This is a genomic window from Thermovirga lienii, from assembly GCF_036847465.1.
In the GTDB taxonomy this organism is placed as follows: Bacteria; Synergistota; Synergistia; order Synergistales; family Thermovirgaceae; genus Thermovirga; species Thermovirga lienii.
Genome location: NZ_DAITZW010000026.1, coordinates 6787 through 26872, shown reverse-complemented (window position 1 = coordinate 26872; position 20086 = coordinate 6787). Strand labels below are relative to the sequence as shown.

Here is a 20086-nt window from a genome sequence, read left to right as displayed (position 1 = left end):
CTCCCACCATCTCCTTCAACTAATTAAACGGAAGCAATTTGTGGCCCCTTACAGTACATAAAAATTTTTTTACCTATGAAAGTCCAACTACGAGCGTATCTCTTTCCTCATGAACGCCACATAGGATATTCCAAAACATATTATTGAAAGGGCGCACAGCACCACCAACTGGGGCCAAACAACCATGACGCTCTGCCCGACCGACAGGGGCGTGGGTATTAGCCCCTGAAGTCTATCTGCCGTAAGCGGCGTCAATATCCTCACAGCGGGGTTCAATACAGCCATGGATATCTCCTGAAGCAGATATGCCGGAGAAACTCGCATGAAGGTTATCTTCAGCCTCTCGTTTCTCATTAATTCTTCTACAGAAGAATTTTGAGAGATTGGGGCCAAGTGATCTGCTAGTATGCCCGCCACCATGTAAACGAAGAATACAAGGAATATCCAAAGAGCAATGGAAGCCAAAGCTGAGGTGGATGTCTTATCGAACAACACCGAGAAAAGTATGGCCATGCTTAGCCAAAAGGAGATGTAAAGAAGGGTGGCAAAGTAAAATACCAAGGTCCTTGCTATCTCTTCCTCGTTAGGCACTATGCCAAGCTTGGACATGGAAACCCCAGCTATAAGAGCCAATATCCCGGCTATCATCAAAGCTGAGACGGCCAAAGCTGCAAGAAACTTGCCATTTATTATGCTGTCCCTGTATATGGGCTGGGAAACCAGCATGCTCAAAGTGCCTCGCTGTTTCTCTCCATTTATGGCATCAAACCCCATTATTATCCCTATAAGGGGCGTCAAAAAACTCACGAAGAACAAAAAAGATGGTAGTGTCCCCCCGGAGGTGGAAAGAAGGGAAAGAAAAAGGTACTCCTTCCCAAAATTATGTAGTTCAGGACTTCCAAGGGCTCCGTAAGCTGAGGAAAGACTAGCAAGCACTATTATGAACGCTATGACCAAGAAACGTTTGCTTCCAAAATGATCCGCCATCTCCTTCCAAAAGATCGTCCGTATGCCAGTCATCTGTCACACCCCCTGGAAATACCTCAGATAAATCTCTTCCAGGCTATAGTCCTTTCCGCTCACCTCGAAGGGAACGAACCCCCTATCCAAAAGACCACGCATAACCAGGGACAGTTTGTCTTCGTCAAAATGTGCAACAAAGTGGTCTCCCAAAACCTTAACTTCAGAAAGACCCTCCAGATCTTTTATGTCTTCAAGTTTTGGCATAGTATTATCCTCAGGCTTGAACTTTATTATTCTTTTTCTCTCTCCTAAGATGGCCCTGCCTACCTCCTCCACGGTTCCAGAGGCGACAAGAGAGCTTCTGTACATGATTCCCACTCTGTCACATACCCTTTGGACCTGATACAGCATGTGTGAACAGAGCAAGAATGTCACGTCCAACTCTTTGGCCAAAGACCTTATTAAAGACAGTATCTTCTCTATACCCTCAGGATCTATACCATTGGTGGGCTCATCAAGTATCACTAGCTTGGGATCTTTCAGCAAGACCGCCGCTATCCCCAATCTTTGTCTCATTCCTTTGGAAAAAGTCCCCACTAGCGAGTCCTTGCTGCCCAGAAGACCCACCATGTCCAATACCTGAGGAACTTTTTTGTCCCTCTCCTTAGAGGATATACCGTTCAATCCCGCCATGTAAAATAAGTTTTCGCTGGCAGTCAGGTCCTCGTAAAAGTCCACGTTCTCGGGCAAATATCCAACCATGCGCTTGACCGCTATAGGCTCCTTCACGGGATCATGCCCTAATACCTCGGCTTTTCCCGATGTGGGCTCGGTCAACCCCAGGAGCATCAATATAGTGGTGGTTTTACCGGCCCCATTAGGGCCTAAAAGCCCAAACACCTCCCCTTTCCTTATGGAGAGGTTGAGCCTATCGACAGCAGTGAAGGAGCCATACTTCTTAGTGAGTTCTACTGTATGGACAGCCAATTCCATGGCTATCGCCTCTTCAGCTTCCAGAATGTACCGAAAAGGAGAGCCAACACCACTACTATTACGAGGACCCCTAGCCAACCCCAACCCGTAGGAACCTTCACAGTTGCACGCAATACAAGGGTATCATCGCTCTGACTTCCTGAAGCCGTCACAGTCACCTGATAGTCTCCAGGAATGGTGCGCTCTGGAGCCTTGACGATCATTTTCACCTGGTCTGGCTTGCCCTTCAAAGCATAGGGCTCAAGGCGCTCTATCTTTTTGGGTTCGAATTCCACTTTCCATCCATCTGGCTTGGACACGAAAAACTCCACGTTATCTATCGGGGCAGTACCATCGTTCCAAACGTACAAGGTCAGAGTGGTCTCCTGACCTGCCGTGGTCTCGAAGTTAAGACGTTGAGTCTCCGGCAAAAGTTTCAGCTCGTAAGTTCCCGTTACAACAGCACTTAAGTCTATGGAGGCCTCGTAATTGTCCGTCTTTGCGACCAGCTTCACAGGGTAACTGCCCTTTTCGACAGTTTTAGGAGGCGTAACAGTAACGGCAAGACGCTCCGTGCTGCTTCCTTCGAGCTTCATCGACTGGATCTTCTTCCCCGATTCCCAACGAGGTGTCACACTTCCAGTCCAACCGCTCGGCAACTCCAACTCGAAGGAAACCACTTTGGGATCCTTAGTGTTGTTCTCCAAGGACACCTCATAGGAAAAGTCGCTGCCAGCTGGGTTCTCTATTACAGGATACGAGGTCTCCAGCTTCAACTGCTCCCTCACGGGCGCTATTTTCTCGCCCTTTAGCTCAACGGTGATGGGTATTTCAAACCGCTTTTGAGAGCCTTTAAGGGCCGCATAAAACGTAAAGCGGTACACACCAGGATTCGCATCTTTTCCGGGTTTGAGGGACAAGATCAGCTCAACCTCGTTCAAAGTTTTGTCAGTGCCAAGGCGCACCTGTGATACGCCGTGTCCGTCCCACTTGGAGCTAACCAACTTCACATCCCAATTCGATGCTTCTTGTTGTTTGATTACTCCTACGTCTACAACACACTCCTCGGTGGAGGTGTTCTTTAAGGTTATCTCTATCTCAGCGTCTTCTCCCCGGCCCAAGATTAGACCAGTGTAAGGAACGTGGACCTCAAAAGAGCCTGAGGCTGCAAAAACAGGGATACTTGGGACAATAAGAAGTGCAAGCAGAGCTAAGCAAACCACAGAGTACACCTTTCTCCCCATAGACGATAAGATGTTTGAAGAAATGCGCTTCATGACCAGACATCCCCCCTACAGGAAAATTTTGTATTAAAGCAGATGCACATCTATAAATATTTTACAAAAACCTCCTGGGGAAACATCGTAATTTTTGCTTACTCTCTTTGCTGTAAATTCAAACCATCTTATATAGAAAAAGAGGGCACATAAAGTACCCTCCTTACTGAACCTTATGGAGCCGGCGATCCGACTCGAACGGACGACCTGCTGATTACAAGTCAGCTGCTCTACCAACTGAGCTACACCGGCACTGCGAAGTAAATTATAGTTTTACAGTCCTCGTTGTCAACCTCTAACTTTTTTTCTCAAAAACGCTCTCGGCTTCCCAAATATAGGCTTCCAACCCTGCCTCAAGAACGTAGGGCTCTTGCCTTAAACCTTCCAAGCGTTTTACGGCACAACCTATCTTCTCTTCATCTCCACAGGTCATGAACGCCCAGTTTTTCCCAGGGAACACTCCATCACCCCAATGCGTCTTATCCCCAACGTTATCTTTTTGAAGCATATCCTTCCATACAGCGTACCCCCTGAGGCCTGAACTATCCAGGCATTCCATCACATCTTCGGCTATGGTCTCGTTACAGCATATCCATAAAACCTTCATGTCACGCTACCTCCTTGGCCTCTACAAAACGCTTCTGTCTCCTGATTTTTTCCTCGACCAGACAGTACATCACCGGAATCAAGAGCAGGGTAACAAACATGGAAACCAAAAGTCCCCCCATTACAGAGACAGCAAGGGGCCTCCATAACTCCGCTCCCTCACCTCTGCTTACAGCCATAGGCAACATACCAAAGAAGGTTGTGAGAGTGGTCATAAGAACAGACCTGAGACGTCTTCTCCCTGCCTCCACAATGGCTTCTCGAAGCTTCCTTCCTCTAGCCCTCAAAAGGTTTATATAGTCCACCAATACTATGGCAATATTGACCACTATACCCACCAACATGATGATTCCCAACATGCCTTGAAGAGAAAGATATATACCCGTCACAAGGTATGCGAATACAACTCCCGTGAGGGCAAAAGGTATGCTGAACATTATTACCAACGGATCCAGATAGGCCTCGTATAACCCTGCCATCACCATGTAGACAAGCAAGATGCCCAAAAGCACCAAATAGCCCATTTGGGTGAACGCTTCCTTCTGCTCCTTCACCTGGCCCCCAAAGGAAATCCTTACCCCTTCGGGAAGCTCCATTTCCGACAACTTTCTAGATATCTCCTTGGTTACCTCTCCTAGTGAACGCCCCTGAACATTGGCCCCCACCGTTAGGTACCTCTGCCTGTTCTTTCGAGTAATTTGCGGAAGCCCTTCAGCCTCCACTATCCTGGCAACCGTGCTAAGGCGTACGAGTTTACCGGTCTCACTGGGAACCATGAGCCGTTCAAACACCGACAAGTCGTCCCTTTCCTCCCGGTTGAGCTGCACCCTTATTGGGTAATCATCTTCTCCCTCCCAGAAGTTTTCGTCTCCATAATCATTAGTAGAGTAGCCATAGAAGAAGGTTCTTAGAGTCTGAGCTATAGTTGAGGTCCTGATACCCATGAGAGCAGCTTTTTCTCTATCCACTTCAATCCATACCTCTGGCCTTTTGTGCTTCTGATCCAACCCCACATCCACTGCACCAGGCACATTCTTTACCATCTGGACTATGGACTCTGCTACCTTAGACACCTTTACAAGGTCATCTCCATACACCTCTATGCTTATGGGTTTTGTTCCCAAGAACATGGACCTTATGGGTGTGGTTACTTCAACCGTCATCTTCTCTATGCCTGGCTGGCTGCGTATCCATTGTCTAAGCTCCTCCGCAACCTCAAACGCCGACCGCTCTCTCTTGTTTTTATTAATCAGCTTCATTCCTACAGTGCCTATGTTGGGCCCCGCATCCTGCCCCACGGCAATGGAGAACCCTTCTTCTTCACGGCCATCAAAACCAAAAACAAACCGAGCCTCAGGTACCGTCTGCTCTGCGTGCTCTATCACCTTTCTGACAAACTTATCTGTCTCCTCCAGGCGGGTACCCTCAGGAAGCTGGAAGGTTATCTGCACGTCTCCAGTATCAGGGTCAGGTGTCAGCTCCGTTCCTACCAAACGAAAGCCGAATATGGTAAAGGTCATTAAGGCCAAAGAGAGCAAAATAATCTTCATGGGATTCTCCAACGCCCAGGCGACAAGCTCTCCATACCTCTCTTCCATTCTCTCAAACAACCGAGCAAAAGCCTTCAAAAATTTCCCTTCCGCTGGAGAACGGTGGAAAACCTTGCTCGCCATCATTGGAATGAACGTTAGGCTAACGAAGAGGGATGCAGATACCGCCAGCACCATTACCACGCTCAGCGATTTGAAGAAGACCCCAACCAGGCCCGATATGAAGGCCAACGGCAGCAAAACCACGACCGTGGTAAGGGTAGAACCCATTATGGCTTCCCCTACCTCGCTGGCACCCAAAAGGGCTGCCACCTTCTTTCGCTCCCCTTTTTCTATGTGATATATGATCTGATCCGAGGTAACCACGGCGTTGTCCACCACCATGCCGCTAGCCATTGCAAGGGCAGAGAGGGTAAAAACGTTTATCGTAAAGCCCAACTTGCCCATCGCAATAAAGGTGACGACCAGGGAAAAGGGTATGGCACCACATATGGTCAAGGAAGCAGGCAGCCTCCTCAAAAAGAGCAAAGTCACCACGAAAACTAGAACGATCCCAGCTATCAGGGATTGACTCAGGTTTCTCAGCGAATTGAGTATGAACTCCGACGTGTCCATAACCACAGTGTAATTCACGTCGGAAGGAAACCTGGTCCTTTTAAGTTCCTCCATCCTTTCCTTTACTGCCGACGCCACCTCCACAGTATTGGCATCACTATTTTTCATCACTATGAGGACCACGGACTCCTTATCATTTTGCCATCCGTACATTATCGGTTCCCTGTAACCGTCCACCACGTCAGCCACGTCCTCCAAAAGCACCGGCCTGCCCTTATGTACGGCAACTACAAGCTTTCGTATCTCATCAACGGACCGGAAACGACCTGGGACCCTTATGTAATATTCTGTTGAACCCTCCTTCAACGACCCCGAAGGTATATTTATGTTCTCCTGCTTCAAGGCCCCAATGATCGCTGCAGGAGAAAGCCCATATCCCTCAAGGGAATCCAACTTAAGAGATACCTTTATTTCCCTTTGCTTTCCACCAAAAATCATCACCTGGGCGACCCCTGGAACCCGGGAAAGTTCGTCAGAGACCACCCTGTCGGCAAAATGATACAGTCCCTCAAATGTCCTCTCCGCAGTCAACGTGAACTCTACCACCGGTATGGCGCCTGATGTTATCCTCAGCACTATGGGGTCATTGGCATCAGCTGGAAGTCGATACTTCACCCTGGATATAGCGTCCCTGATGTCCCCGGTCTTCAACTGGGTATCCTCTCCCCATTTGAACTTGACTGAGACGACCGATATGCCGTCCAGAGTATTGGAGATGATGTCATCTACCCCTTCGACTATGGACATTTCATCCTCTATCTCCTTGGTGATCCTCTGCTCTACGTCCACCGCCGACGCTCCGGGCCAAGACGTAAGAATGGTTATAACGGGCGGCTCTATATCCGGCAGAAGGTCTACCTTCAGGTTCAAGAGCACAATGCCTCCGATGATTATTACCCCCAAGAAGAACATGAGGGTCATGACAGGTCGTTTAATGGAAATCTCTGGCAGCTTCACCGGTTCGTCACCTCTATCTTGACTCCATCCGCTATTTTGCTTGAGTTAGTGGCTATTACCAGATCTTCAGGATCCAAACCTCCCGTTACTTCGACCCACTTCCCTTGTTCTTCACCAGTCTTTATGATCCTAGTGACGGCTGTATCACCAGATACAACGAAACATATCCTTTCGCCGGTGCCAGCCAATGTGCGAACCGCCTCCCTAGGCAAGACCTTTACCTTTCGCTGGCCAAGAGATAACGACACCCTAGCATACATGCCCGGTTTAAGCTTGCCGCCGGAGGGCAACTTGAGCTCCACAGTGCCCGTCCTCGTCACAGGATCCAGAGTCGGAGAAACTCTCGTCACCTTGGCCTTAAAGACCTCACCACCGAAGGCGTCCACACTGACAAGACCTTCCTGTCCTACTTCAACCATGGGATACTGGCTTTCAGGAACCGGTCCAACTACTTTGACCACGTCCTGCTGGTTAATGACAAAGGCAACAGTTGAAGAGCTCACCGTATCTCCAGGGTCAACGGCTCTAAGGGCAACTACACCATCAACAGGAGACCGCAAGAAATGGTAACCCTTGAGTATGCGAAGCTGCTCCAAGGCGGTCTTAGCCTGGACGTAAAGGGTTCTGGCTTGCTCGAACTGCTGCTTGCTTATTACTTCATCACCGTACAATGCTTTGTAGCGTTCATAGTCCGCTTTGGCTTTCTCAAACTTGGATGTGGCGTCTGCTAACTGTTGGTCCACTATGCTGGTATCCAAGATTGCAAGGATTTGTCCTTTCTTCACGGGGTCGCCCTCATCCACCTTAACCTCCATAACGGTCCTACCCGACACCTTGGAAACTACTGCAGACGTATATTCTGGTTCTATGGTGGCGGTGAAGTTCACAACGTCGTCGAAGACTTCATCTTTTAAGCTAATGACCTCTACAGGAAGCTTTTCCACTTCGACGGTTAGGTTTTCGAGCTCTCTTTTTTGCTCTCCTCTATACCACATCAAAGCCCCTAATAGGGCGAATACGCATATAAAGGCTATCCATTTTTTCATCGTCTATCACCTCTAGTTTCCGTTGCTTTGGAGCCCGGATATGCCGATGGCAAAGTCAAGGTCCGCTTTCGCTATCTGGGTTTCATACACCGCATCAGAGTAGTTGTTCTTGGCGTTGATCAATGCCACCCTCGCATCTAAGACATCTATGTTGGTACCAACCTGCGCAGCATATCGCTTCAGCGCCATTCGGTAATCTTCCTCTGCTTTTTCCACCTGGCTTTTGGCAACCTCTATCCTCTTTTGGGCAGCTTCCAACTTCTTCATGGCTGCATTGACCTCTAGGATTATGGCCCTTTTCAGGTCCTCCAGGTTGTACAGTACCTCCTCCGCTGAAGCCAGGGCTTCCTTGACCTCCGCAGAGGTTTTTTCTCCATCGTATAGGGTCCAGACTGCTGCCAAGGAAACTCTCCAGTCGTCCATATCGTCGGGGAAAAACTCGTCGCCCACCTTGTAGGCTTCCCCTGTTAGCATCACTTGTGGCCTTTTCTTGCCAGCCGCCGCAGCTGCTATGTGTAAGGCACTAGCCCTTGCGTTCTCCAGGACCCTTATCTCTGGCCGCAGCTTCATGGCTAGATCCTGAGGAGCACCAGGAATATCGTAACCACTCAAGACAGCTAAACCAGTCTTCACTGAGGGAAGGCTGTACTTGTCCCTCATGGGTGTCCCCGTTACCCTTTCAAGGACCAACCAAGCCACATCCAAGGCGCTCTTTGCTTGTATAAGGTCAAGCTCGGCCTGAGAAACGGCAACCTGAACGCGAAGAACCTCGTTCTTGGGGACCACGCCATGTTTGTAAAAGGCTTGCACCTGCCTCAAGTGCTCCTTCGTAAGATCCAAAGCTTCTTGTGCCACCAGGCAACGGTCATTGGCGCTCAGCAAACTGTAATAAGCCCTCTTCGCCTCGTTTATGACCTGTTGCTTGGTTCTCTCAAACTCCGCCTCAGCTACCTTTCGAGCCAACTTCTGAGCCTCTATGTTGTTTTCCACGGCTCCACCGCTATAAAGCAGGTAGCTCATGGAAAGAGCGGCTTTCCAGGTCCTCCTGAAGCCCGCCTGAGCATAATGGGGCTCCTTTTCGGTTTCCTGATAGACCATGGAGACATCTATTTGGGGATACTTGGAAGATAAAGCCTTAAGGACCCTGGCAGTCGCTTGGTCTATGCGGCGAGATGCCGCTGCGATGACCGGGTTTGCCTCATTTGTTATCTTTAAAACCTCCGAGATGGTAAGCTCGGGCAGCTTTGATGCTTCGACTTTGCGGGCATCACACACAAAAACGGCAGACAAAAACAAAAATAATGACAACAAGCCAACAAAAAATTTACTACGAACGTTCATCAATACCTTCACATCCAAATAAGCGTCCCATCATTTCCCTCCAATACGCCTTTGCCTCTTCAAGGTCCAAGGTTATACCTAGGTTCACCACCATACCCATAAAGAAATAATCCCCCATTCTCAGCACATCCTTTAAATCCAGCTGCTCTCTGATTTTCAGTTGGGGGAATACGTCTAAAGATTTGGATATGAGCTTATTGCTCACTTCCTCCACCTTATTTCTTATAAACGCAGAAAATTGGTTGCCTCCATCTTTTGACCTTTGTGCTTGCAGAGCCAAGTCTATCCAAAGCAACCTCAATTCCTTATCCCTGAAAAGTATCTCCAGGCATCTTTCGCCACTCTCCATAAAAAAAGCTCTCGGCCCCTTCTTCCCATCCTCAGGCTTGGGAAGAAAATATTCCTCTATACGCCTGACCTCCGCCTCCATTACTGCCATGAACAAGGCCTCTTTGTTCTTGAAATGCCAGTAAACTGCTCCCTTGCTCAGATTAGCAGCACGAACTATGGAGTCCATGCTGGTGCCGTGAAAACCTGACCTGGCAAATTTCTCTCTTGCGACGGAGAGAATTCTTGCACGAGTCGAATCTTGATCCACCTCCACACCCCCAAACTGAACGGTCGGTCTAGTGAGTATAAATATAACACTCTCTTCTTTCCTGTCAACCTGGACCGAGACAGGTTCATAAATTTAGTACGTGTTCTGCTATCTCGAAATAAACTATGAGGCCTAATACGTCTACAATCGTGGTAATGAAAGGACCTGACATTATGGCTGGGTCTATCCGCAGAAGCCTCGCAACGAAAGGCAACAAAGCACCTGCGAGGTTCCCTATTAAGACCACAGCTATCAACGCCAAGGCAACTGTTAAAGCGACACCAGCGCCTGTACCTAACATGTAAGCTCTTCCCACTGCCAAAAGAGATAACGTTCCGCCCAAAAGCAACCCCGTCAAAATCTCCCTGGCAAATACGTACCCTACGTTCTTCCATTCTATCTCCCCAAGGGTCATACCACGGATAACAAGGGTCGCCGACTGGGTGCCAGCGTTACCGCCCGTGCCTATCAACAAAGGAATGAAAAAAGATAGCGCTACTACCCTTTCCAGGGCAATAGAGTAGTTTTTAAGCACTGACGAGGTGAGAGCCTCTGTCAATATGCATATCAGAAGCCACAAGAACCTCTTCCTGCTCAAGGCCAATATGCCTGTGTTCAAGTAGGTGTCCTCCACAGGCTGGATACCGGCCATCTTTTCGAAGTCCTCTGTGGCCTCCTCCTCGACTACATCCAGGACATCGTCGAACGTCACTATTCCAACGAGCCTCTTCTCCCTATCCACAACGGGCAAGGCGTGCAGGTCGTACTTTGACATAATCTGGGCACACTCTTCCTGGTCCGTGTCGGTGGTCACATATACAGGATCGTCTTCCATAAGGACGCTCACTGGAGTCTCTGGATTGGCCAATATCAGATCTTCCAACTCGACCACACCCAACAGGTGCCTTTCGTGATCGGTCACAAAACACGTGTATATGGTCTCTTTGCCTCTAGCTTCCTTTCGTATATGCTGGATGGCCTCCTGGGCAGTCATGGAAGCCTTCAAATCAATAAACTCAGGGGTCATTATCCTTCCAGCTGAGAAAGGCCTATAATTAAGCAAGCTGTTAGCTATCTGCCTCTCCTCTGGAGACAGGTGCCTTAAAAGTTTTTTCACAGTCTTGGCAGGCAGTTCGTCGAACAATGCGGTCCTGTCGTCGTCAGACATATTCTCCACTATTTCAGCCGTTTCCTTGTCAGTGAAACTATTCAAGAGTTCCTCACGCTCGGAACCCTCCATATGCTCAAAAACCTCTATCGCCAGGTCCTTGGGAAGCAACCTGAACAACAAAGCCCTCTTTGGAGTTGGTACTTCAGATAAAATCTCGCTGACATCGGCAGGCTCTAAACTGGATAGGCGCTCCTTGATTTCCGAAAAGCGCTGCTGCGCAAGGAGAGATAGAATCTCTTCATATATTACTTCCAGCCTTTCTGGCAAAACCTTCACCCCCTAAGAGAACAAACAAAGCCGGCGGCTCAGATTCAAAAAAGAACCTTCGCCACACATTGGCCTTTCAGTTTTATAAATTCACTACTTCTCCGTGGGGGCATTCAGGAAGGGACTAAATTCAAAGGCAATAAAAGTTTGAGAAAACGGGCACTACTTCAAGATCCTGGAGCAACACCCCCACGCTACTTTATATTTTTTTATAGAGTTATATTCTAAAGGACTGGCGCCTTCTTCCATTTCCATCTCCCTTTTCTCACAAAATCTACAGTTCCTTTTTTACATCAAAACACCATTACATTCAAGAAAAAACAAAATGGGCGCAGTAACGCTGCGCCCATTATACAGATCAATTTCCAACTGTATTTGCCAAAGATTAACGCTTGGAGTACTGCCTTCTCGCACGGGCGCCCTTGAGACCAAACTTTTTGCGTTCCACCATTCTTGGATCCCTTGTCAAGAAACCGCCCTGTTTGAGAACCGGCCTAAGATCAGGATTCATCTTGAGTAGCGCTCTTGCTATGCCGAGCCTAACAGCACCAGATTGTCCTGTCAAACCGCCACCAAAGGCGCTCACGAACACATCCAACTTACCCTCCATGCCAGTTACCTTCAACGGCTCCAGAGCGTGGTTCACCCATACCTGACGGGGGAAATACTCCTCAACTTCCCGGTCATTGATCTTTACGGCACCACTGCCCGGGCGGATTCGTACTCTGGCAATAGCTGTCTTTCTTCTTCCTGTTCCCCAATAGTAACTGCTGCCTTTCACGAATGTTCCCTCCTTTCCCGGCTAGGGCCGATCAGATCTCTAACTTTTCCGGCTTTTGAGCCGCGTGAGGATGATTAGGACCAGCGTAAACTTTCAGCTTCTTGTGGAATTTCAACTTCGTCTTGGGAAGCATGCCCTTCACTACCTTTTCAACAAGGCGATCAGGAGCCTTCTCCATGTAGACACCAAAAGGTACCGCCTTAAGTCCACCCTTGTACCCACTGTGGCGATAGACGAAGGACTGCTTGTCCTTCTTGCCTGTCAACACGACCTTGTCGGCGTTGATCACCACCACAAAATCACCGGTATCGACATGGGGGGTATAAGTGGGTCTATGCTTACCCTGCAATATCTTGGCAACCTCAGCCGCCAACCTACCCAAAGGTTTACCCGCCGCATCGATAAGATACCATTTTCTTTCAATCGTTCCTGGTTTTGCCATAAACGTCTTGTTAGTCACCATCTATTAAGTCACTCCCTCACCCATAGCTAGGCGAAAACACGAACAAATTATCTCTGCCTGACAACAGAGCGACGACTATTCTAAACAAGCTGGCCATAGGTGTCAAGCATAATTTGTTTTTTTACCCTAACTAAAAAGTTTAAGTCTAGGATTCTCAAGCTTCCCCGGCAGACGGCCCCTTTTCGCTACAGGGATACCATCCACTACCTTTATGTCCATAGTCATGTCTCTCGGAGTGGCATGAGCTATGTAGCTCCCTACACCGAAAGCATCCGCACCGGCTTCGGCCAAACTCCTTATCGTATCAGGCCTCAGTCCTCCGGATACCACTATCTTGACATGACCAAAACCTGCCCTATCCAGGCGCCACCTCACCTCTCTGACAAGGTCCGGAGTAACTCCCCCACGCTCTGAAGGGGTATCCAACCTTATCCCGTCAAGTCTGTCTCCTAAAGCTTCGGCCACCCTCAACGCTTCTTCAGCCTCATCCTTGAAGGTATCCACCAATATGGTCCTGCTCTCACCTTCCGGTAGTGCTTCATCATATGCCAAAGCCAGCTTCACGGTGTCTCCCGCTATAAGGATCGCAGCATGAGGGATCGTCCCCTTGGGCTGTATGCCAGCCAGCTTTGCGCCCAGTATACAACTTGCCGCAACACATCCTCCAGCTACAACCGCCGCCCGCTCCATCACAGGGGCAACTGCTGGATGCACATGCCTGGCTCCAAAGCACAGCACCGGCTTACCCCCTGCTGCATCCACGCATTCCCGCGCGGCAGTAGCCCAGCCAGTTGAGCTGGCAAGCATTCCCAATATGACCGTCTCGTACATGCCAAATGCAGAATAGGGCCCCTCTATGCGCATTAAAACTTCCTTGCCTTCAAAGGGCTCTCCTTCTTCAAGGGAGTAAATCCTTACTCCCTTGCCCTCCAGCAGCCTCAAAACCTCCGGGAGACCGGCGTAAATGCCGGACTTTCTCGCAAATATCTCAGCAACCACGTGGGCATCAAGCTTGCCTAAGGACTCCAGCACGTCCCTGGTTTTGACGAAATACACGTCCGTGGTTAGTCCCGACTGGATCTCCTCGTGAGAGGCGCTAAAAAAACGGTTCACGTCAGGATGGGCTTCGTATATGTCTGCCAGCCGTTCAAGCTGTTTCCATTCCATGCTTATGCACTCCGCTAACCGTGTGAGACGACAAGCAGTAGGGACAAAATTATAAACACCGAAGCCAACAGCACCGTGACCTTCGTCAAGGCTGTAAACCTCTGCCACTGACCTGCCATATCAGCTTGGGTTCCACCGCCGAAAATTCCTGAGAAACCGCCCTGTTTTCTCTGCTGCAGCAATATGACAGTTATCAGGGCAATGGAAACTACTACATGTACCAACACCAAGAGGGTCTTCACGAGCCTCGCACCTCCCCATATTGTCTGCTCGAAGCAAGTAGTGATTTTACCATATATGAGCCATTAAGCATATCACTTAATCCCTTAACAGCAATGGACCTGTGAGAAACGCGCAACTTCACATCTGGCCCCAACTCTGCAAAAGTCTTGTCAAACCCTTCAGGCACGAAAACAGGGTCATATCCAAAACCAAAACTGCCCTTAGGTTCTAAGGTAATCCTCCCCCAACAAAAACCTTCGGCCAACCAGCACTGCCCTCCTCCGGGAAGGGCAAGAGCTAAGGCAGCCGCAAACCTCGCCGTTCTATCTTCGACACCTTGCATTTCGGACAAAAGCCACTGAATCCGTTCTTGATCGTTCTCCGCCACCCTGGACGAATATATACCAGGTCTCCAACCTAAACACTTTACCTCTAGGCCGCTGTCGTCCGCAATAGCGGGAAGACCTGTTCTATCAGCCCAGGCCAAAGCCTTTTTGTAAGAGTTCTGCAGGTAGGTACTGCCGTCCTCCACTACATGCAAGCTTTCACCAAGCACATCAGGTCCAAAGAGAAGTTTGATCCCCACCTCCGCCAGCTTGCTTTTTAATTCCAAATATTTATGTTCGTTGCCACTAGCAAACACTATCTCTGGAACAAGATTCAATCAAACGCACCTCTTCCTCTGTCAACTCAAGGCATTCTCTCTGTATCGCAAAAAGCCTCCTTATAGCTTCTTCCGCGGCATCGAGCAACAGGTTCAGTTCCTGCCTCGAAAACGTTCCAGCTTCTCCTGTTCCTTGAATCTCTATGAACTTGCCTTTGTCGTTCATTATGACGTTGCAGTCCACCTCTGCTCTGGAATCCTCCTCGTAGCACAAGTCGGTCATGATGTTGCCATCAACCTTGCCTACACTCACCGCAGCCACAAAGGACGTAATAGGAAGCCCTTGGAGAAGGGCGTTTTTGTGGAGGGTTCTCAAGGCATCCACCAACGCCACGAAACCACCGGTTATGGCAGCAGTCCTAGTACCCCCATCAGCTTGGATTACGTCACAATCTATCCAGATAGTCCTTTCTCCCAATTGAGTTAAATCAACACCTGCTCTAAGGGACCTTCCTATCAATCTTTGGATCTCACTGCTTCGACCGTTCAGCCGCCCCTTGCTTATGTCCCTTGGGGACCTTGTGGCAGTAGCTCTGGGCAACATCGAGTATTCCGCTGTCACCCATCCCTGACCTGTGCCTCTCAGAAACTGAGGCACTTTATCTTCCACCGATGCAGTACATATCACTTTGGTGTCTCCAAAAGAAATCCTGACACTTCCCTCAGCATATTTGATGTACTGTCTCTCTATCGTTATTGGTCTTAAGTCCTTAAAACCTCTGCCGTCTATTCTCTCCGTCATATTCTCCTTCAACTCCCAAACAATCAAATTAGGAAGATGGCATCGCCCAAAAAGAAGATAGGTCCACTGGCTTCCTATCCTGTAGTGCCTTCCCCTCTATCAAAAACTTTACTTTCGTTATGGGTGGGAAATTCTCCACCACAGTGCTAACTATGGAAGTAATTAAGATTCCCGCCTTCTCTTCTCCACCAGCTTTCAGACTCTCGAGAAAAGAAGCGTTCATGTCCAGATAAAGTCTGTCTCCAGTCCTAAAGACATGTAGAACCTTCACATCAGGCCTCAAAAGCCCCCTGGCACTGCATTTTTCAATATATATGGACAGCACCTGCTTAAGCTCATCCTCCAAAAGACCTGGTGAAACTTTTACGTCCTCTTTTATGAAGCCTCTCTTCTCAGGAATATATATTTGGAAAAGAGCCCCTTGGGAGACAGCTCCTCCACTGGAATTTTCCGTCAATCCCGCAACCTCGGTACTCGTTGATATTACGTTCTTTTGTTTGAGATAACCTTTCTTGTCCATCCACTTTATAGCTAAATCAGATCCCCAATAACCTATAGCGAAAAATACTGCCACCGTGGCAACCCAAACAGCAACACGAACCCATAAAGGTACCTTCGGCGGCTCGTATAATTCCTCCAGCTCTTCCTCTTCGATATCATCTTCTTCCCAATAATCCTCTTCCGAGTCGTCGAAGTGCTCTACCTCTCCATCCTCTTCATCTTCATAATCATCCTCATAATCTCTTGGATCTTCCAGTTTTTTCCACAACCGCCTCTTTTCGTCTTCATTATTGCTTCGGAAATATCCCATTTATCATTCACCTGCATTTCCCATATTCTCACAAAACTACTTTCCTAAAAAAGCAATAATACCAGAGCCTATGGCCGCGGCAAGCTGCTTTTGGTAGCTTGGATTTTTTAATTTTAGTGCTTCTTCCCTTTCCGTCAAATATCCCATCTCCACCAAGACCGAAGGCATTGCTGCGCCTCGCAGAACGGCAAAAGGAGCCTGGGCAACCCTACGCATGGGGAGACCACGCGCCTTGCCTTTCGAGAACAAAACTTCCGCGAACTTGGTGCTCTCCTGTATCTTGGCGTTCTGCTGCATATCTCCGAGGATCTGAAGCAGCACCTTGGTCTTTTTGTCCACTGCCTCCGTGCTCTCCAGATCTCCGTTCAACAGCTCCCGGTTCTCTATCTTGGCCAGTTCCATGGCATCTTTGTCGCTTGGAAGCGCCATGAGATATATCTCGACTCCCTTGGCATGCCTACCCTTGGGAAGGGCATTGCAGTGCAAACTGACGAAAACCGAAGCGTTCTTGCTGTTGGCTATTTGAGTCCTCTCGGACAGTTTAAGATAATAATCTCCTTTTCGGGTAAGCTCCGCTGCCACTCCCTTGGATCTCAAATACTCAACCAGCAACTTGGCTACCTTCAAATTTATGTCCTTTTCAAGAACTCCATTTGCAACGGCGCCTGGGTCCTTGCCTCCATGCCCAGCGTCAACCATGACCAAAATTTTGGTGTTGGCCTTGGGAATAAAGTTTTCCGCAGGCTTAGGGGTGGTTTTCGCTCCTTTTTCGGCTGGCTTCTTTTGGGTTACCGTCACAACCTTGGGCGCCTCTTCGTCTATTGGCTTGGGATCATAAAAATCCAAAACGTATCTTGATGGGTTCTCCAGTTTGAACCTCTCTACTTTCTCCGCGCGATGGACAAAGGAGAACTCTGCTCTATCACCAAATTGAGAAACCGCCATCCTAACGAGCTCTGGATAAGGGCTTTCTCCTATGCTACCTGATACCGCTGCCCCGTCAAACCTCAGGGTCAATCGCCCTACCCCGGAAACCAGACCTACCTTCACAGGGCCTTCGTAATCCAGCACTACTCTTATGCCAAAGTCCTTATTTCCCCACCTTACAGCATTTACCACACCATAGGTCCCAGTTTTTTGTGGTTTCTTGCTCTCTACTTCAGAGGTTTTTTGCGAATTTTGTTGAGCTTTTTTTACAACTTCATCAGAACTTTTTTGCCATGAAAGGGTAACGTTCTTGCCTCTATCCGCTTCTATAAACTTGCCAAACAATTTCAAAGTTGTATCACTCTCAAACCACCACTGCCCATTTTCCTTAACCAAGCGGTAAGGCAAAGCTAATATTTGTCCCTGTATTATCGCTGCGGCCGCCCCAGGTATGAACTCCAACGAGGTCCTTTCTCCATAGGACGCGATGACGTCATCCTTTTCCTTGATGGAAAACCCCAAAGCCTCTGCTACATCTCTGAGAAGAACGTACCTTGCCCCACCTATAGCGGTTGAGTGGACTTCTCCAACTTTCTCCCCATTCACGAACAGAGTCAGGGTTTCCGCTCCAAAAGAAGCCCTGGCTGAAGAAAAACTAAAAAACAAAATCATCAACAAGAAAAAAAACTTAGCTGCCCGCAACCTGCACATCCTCTATCACCATGGAACAGCCCCCTGTGCTTCCAAAGAAACGAAGGTCCTCTCCCACACTACTTACTTTCATCATCAAATCCATCAAATTTCCTGCTATGGTTATTCCCGCTACCGGTCGGTACTCTGAAGAGCTCTCACACAACGCCCCCTTGGCTCCAAGGGAAAAGTCCCCACTGACAGGATCTACCGTATGCACGCCCATGAGCTCTGTTATGTATAGCTTGGGACCTGGAGCATCCAAAAAATCATTCAAGGTACCCTTGCCTGGCTCCATATAAAGGTTGGTAAATCCTACGTCAGGCAAAGAACCTGTAGAGCGCACGGCATTTCCGGTAGAGTTAACCCCTGCTATCTTGGCATTTTTTAGGTCATACAAGAAACTTTTGACTACACCAGACTCCATCATGATCGTCCTTTGGGTGGGAACACCCTCTGCATCGAAAGACGATGATCCCAGCCTCCCCGGAAGCCTTCCGTCATCTATCAATGTCAGCACTCTGGAAGCCACTTGTTGCCCCAGCTTGTCCTTTAGCATGGAACGGTTCTTATGTATGCTGGAACTCAAAAAGAGCTCTCCTATGACTTCCACTAATACGGCTGCCACCTCTGGATCCAAGACCAACGTGTATTGTCCCGTAGGCACAGGTTTCCCCCCCAAGGCCACAGCGGTCCGCTTAACGGCCTCGAGGGCAGTCTTCTCTAAAGATACATCGCGAAGAGAACAGGTGGCCTCACCAAAGCCTCCCATATCCATCTCGCCATCACTTTCCATGACCACGGCAACCCCCCACGAGACCTCCGTCTGTCTCTCCCAAAAGGATACGCCCTCCGTGGAGACGTAGAACTCCTCGCTCATGCCGCTTCCAAAACTTGAACTTCTAACGGACCTTACCTTATCCTGGGAGGATGCAACTTGGTGCATCGTCATGCAGAAATTGACTTTATCCTCATGTCTCAATCTAAGGACTTCAGGGTCAAAGAGCTTCAAATCCACCGATTCGTATTTACCCTTAAACATCTCCACGTTCCCGTCAGGTTGGGAGACCTTGCAGTTTGCCACGCTCCACTCGACCATTTTTTTTATTCCGTCCATGGAGAGGTCATCTGTATCCGAAACCCCCTGACGGCCGTTGGAATCTACAGTCCTGAGGCCTATCCTCCAAAGGACTTCTGCTTTGTTCTCTTCAGGTATACCCTCCCTAAAACTCACGTATGCAGACTTTCTGGCTATATAATAAACATCTGCTTTATAAGGACCTAGAGATTTCACTGCATCAAGAGCAAAAGATGCAGCAGTCTCTACTTTCTTCCTGTCCGGCATCTCCTTCAACACGCTGCAGCCTCCTCTATTATGATCTTTGCAGCTTCCCTCACGTCTTTTTCGGAGACCCACAGGTGGGTTACGAGCCTGAAACGTCCTTTCGATAGGGCATTGAAAAGGACTCCTCTGGCAGCACACCGTTTCACCAACTCTTCTACTTTCGAATCCTCTCCCTGGACAACGAAGTAAACCATGTTGGTTCTCTTATCAGGTTTCTCCACGTGGAGCCCACCTTCTTCAAGGAGCTCTGCCAACAAGGCGGCGTTTTTGTGATCTTCCTCAAGACGGTCCACCATCTTTTCTACAGCTATAAGACCACAGGCAGCAATTACTCCTGCCTGCCTCATGCCTCCGCCAAGCCTCTTCCTCCAGTGCCGTGCCCTCTCTATAAAGTCCTTTGGACCGCACAACACCGACCCTACGGGAGCTCCAAGTCCCTTGGACAAGCAAAGTTGAACAGTATCCACTGCCGTAGTATATTCCTTGACATCCACACCCCACGCAACTGCTGCATTGAAAATCCTGGCGCCATCCAGATGCACCGATAGGCCTTCCGCCTTTGCAACTTCAGCTACTTCCCTGAAGACGCTGGGCGAAACGGCGTTGCCGCCCTGTCGGTTATGGGTGTTCTCAAGACATAAAAGACGCGCAGGGGCAAAGTGAACATTGTGGGGCCTGCACCACTTTTTTACGCTTTCCTTGGACATTATACCCCCCGTATCATCGACCAGAAGGGGCAATATCCCCGCTATAGCAGCTATTCCACCGCCTTCATAGTTGTATATGTGGCAATCTGCCCCTAGTATGGCCCCATCTCCCTTGGAGCAGTGAGCCAGAAGGGCTATTAGGTTTCCCTGAGTCCCCGAAGTTACGAAAAGCCCCGCTTCCTTGCCAACTTTCTCGGCAGTTAC

The 20086-nt window shown here is 48.9% G+C and carries 19 protein-coding genes and 1 tRNA gene; all 20 read right to left on the bottom strand.

What is annotated here, in order from left to right; translation table 11 throughout:
* Positions 1 to 87: 87 nt before the first annotated feature.
* Positions 88 to 1020 (bottom strand): ABC transporter permease, encoded by a 933-nt coding sequence (locus tag V7Z69_RS07335; RefSeq protein ID WP_334139390.1) that lies wholly within the window; start codon positions 1018 to 1020, stop codon positions 88 to 90.
* A 3-nt stretch (positions 1021 to 1023) separates the two neighbouring features.
* A complete protein-coding gene (locus tag V7Z69_RS07330) occupies positions 1024 to 1956 on the bottom strand; it encodes an ABC transporter ATP-binding protein (protein ID WP_334139389.1) in 933 nt (310 codons plus the stop codon).
* 2 nt (positions 1957 to 1958) lie between these two features.
* The gene (locus V7Z69_RS07325; RefSeq protein ID WP_334139388.1) at positions 1959 to 3212 is read right to left on the bottom strand and encodes a COG1470 family protein; all 1254 of its coding nucleotides are present in this window, start codon (positions 3210 to 3212) and stop codon (positions 1959 to 1961) included.
* Positions 3213 to 3388: 176 nt separating this feature from the next.
* Positions 3389 to 3464, bottom strand: a tRNA-Thr gene (locus V7Z69_RS07320).
* 43 nt (positions 3465 to 3507) lie between these two features.
* Positions 3508 to 3819 carry a PG0541 family transporter-associated protein gene (locus V7Z69_RS07315; RefSeq protein WP_334139387.1) on the bottom strand — a complete coding sequence of 104 codons (312 nt, stop codon included), beginning with the start codon at positions 3817 to 3819 and terminating at the stop codon, positions 3508 to 3510.
* 1 nt (position 3820) lies between these two features.
* Complete coding sequence (locus tag V7Z69_RS07310) at positions 3821 to 6940, bottom strand: efflux RND transporter permease subunit (protein WP_334139386.1); 3120 nt, start codon at positions 6938 to 6940, stop codon at positions 3821 to 3823.
* Positions 6937 to 7986, bottom strand: a complete 1050-nt coding sequence (locus V7Z69_RS07305) for an efflux RND transporter periplasmic adaptor subunit (protein ID WP_334139385.1) — start codon at positions 7984 to 7986, stop codon at positions 6937 to 6939. The genes V7Z69_RS07310 and V7Z69_RS07305 overlap by 4 nt, the downstream gene beginning before the upstream one ends.
* Positions 7987 to 7998: 12 nt before the next feature.
* Complete coding sequence (locus V7Z69_RS07300) at positions 7999 to 9327, bottom strand: TolC family protein (protein WP_334139384.1); 1329 nt, start codon at positions 9325 to 9327, stop codon at positions 7999 to 8001.
* A complete protein-coding gene (locus tag V7Z69_RS07295; protein ID WP_334139383.1) occupies positions 9314 to 9925 on the bottom strand; it encodes a TetR/AcrR family transcriptional regulator in 612 nt (203 codons plus the stop codon). The genes V7Z69_RS07300 and V7Z69_RS07295 overlap by 14 nt, the downstream gene beginning before the upstream one ends.
* Before the next feature lie 85 nt (positions 9926 to 10010).
* Positions 10011 to 11372 (bottom strand): magnesium transporter, encoded by a 1362-nt coding sequence (gene mgtE / locus V7Z69_RS07290; RefSeq protein ID WP_416376420.1) that lies wholly within the window; start codon positions 11370 to 11372, stop codon positions 10011 to 10013.
* A 376-nt stretch (positions 11373 to 11748) separates the two neighbouring features.
* On the bottom strand, positions 11749 to 12144 hold the full coding sequence (rpsI, locus tag V7Z69_RS07285; RefSeq protein ID WP_014162587.1) for a 30S ribosomal protein S9: 396 nt from the start codon (positions 12142 to 12144) through the stop codon (positions 11749 to 11751).
* A gap of 31 nt (positions 12145 to 12175) precedes the next feature.
* Positions 12176 to 12607 (bottom strand): 50S ribosomal protein L13, encoded by a 432-nt coding sequence (gene rplM / locus V7Z69_RS07280; protein ID WP_014162586.1) that lies wholly within the window; start codon positions 12605 to 12607, stop codon positions 12176 to 12178.
* Positions 12608 to 12733: 126 nt separating this feature from the next.
* Complete coding sequence (locus V7Z69_RS07275; RefSeq protein WP_334139382.1) at positions 12734 to 13774, bottom strand: nicotinate phosphoribosyltransferase; 1041 nt, start codon at positions 13772 to 13774, stop codon at positions 12734 to 12736.
* Between the two features lie 14 nt (positions 13775 to 13788).
* The gene (secG, locus tag V7Z69_RS07270; protein ID WP_014162584.1) at positions 13789 to 14016 is read right to left on the bottom strand and encodes a preprotein translocase subunit SecG; all 228 of its coding nucleotides are present in this window, start codon (positions 14014 to 14016) and stop codon (positions 13789 to 13791) included.
* On the bottom strand, positions 14013 to 14660 hold the full coding sequence (rdgB, locus tag V7Z69_RS07265; protein WP_014162583.1) for an RdgB/HAM1 family non-canonical purine NTP pyrophosphatase: 648 nt from the start codon (positions 14658 to 14660) through the stop codon (positions 14013 to 14015). Before rdgB ends, secG begins: the two co-directional genes overlap by 4 nt.
* Complete coding sequence (gene rph, locus V7Z69_RS07260) at positions 14629 to 15402, bottom strand: ribonuclease PH (protein ID WP_014162582.1); 774 nt, start codon at positions 15400 to 15402, stop codon at positions 14629 to 14631. The genes rdgB and rph overlap by 32 nt, the downstream gene beginning before the upstream one ends.
* A 28-nt stretch (positions 15403 to 15430) precedes the next feature.
* The gene (locus V7Z69_RS07255) at positions 15431 to 16213 is read right to left on the bottom strand and encodes a GerMN domain-containing protein (protein WP_334139381.1); all 783 of its coding nucleotides are present in this window, start codon (positions 16211 to 16213) and stop codon (positions 15431 to 15433) included.
* A gap of 36 nt (positions 16214 to 16249) precedes the next feature.
* Entirely contained in the window at positions 16250 to 17812 is a 1563-nt protein-coding gene (locus V7Z69_RS07250; RefSeq protein WP_334139391.1) for an N-acetylmuramoyl-L-alanine amidase family protein, read from the bottom strand.
* 16 nt (positions 17813 to 17828) lie between these two features.
* Positions 17829 to 19187 (bottom strand): TldD/PmbA family protein, encoded by a 1359-nt coding sequence (locus V7Z69_RS07245; protein WP_334139380.1) that lies wholly within the window; start codon positions 19185 to 19187, stop codon positions 17829 to 17831.
* Positions 19181 to 20086, bottom strand: a 906-nt coding sequence (locus V7Z69_RS07240; protein WP_334139379.1) for a threonine aldolase family protein, incomplete at its 5' end; no start/stop codon positions are given. The genes V7Z69_RS07240 and V7Z69_RS07245, both read right to left, overlap by 7 nt.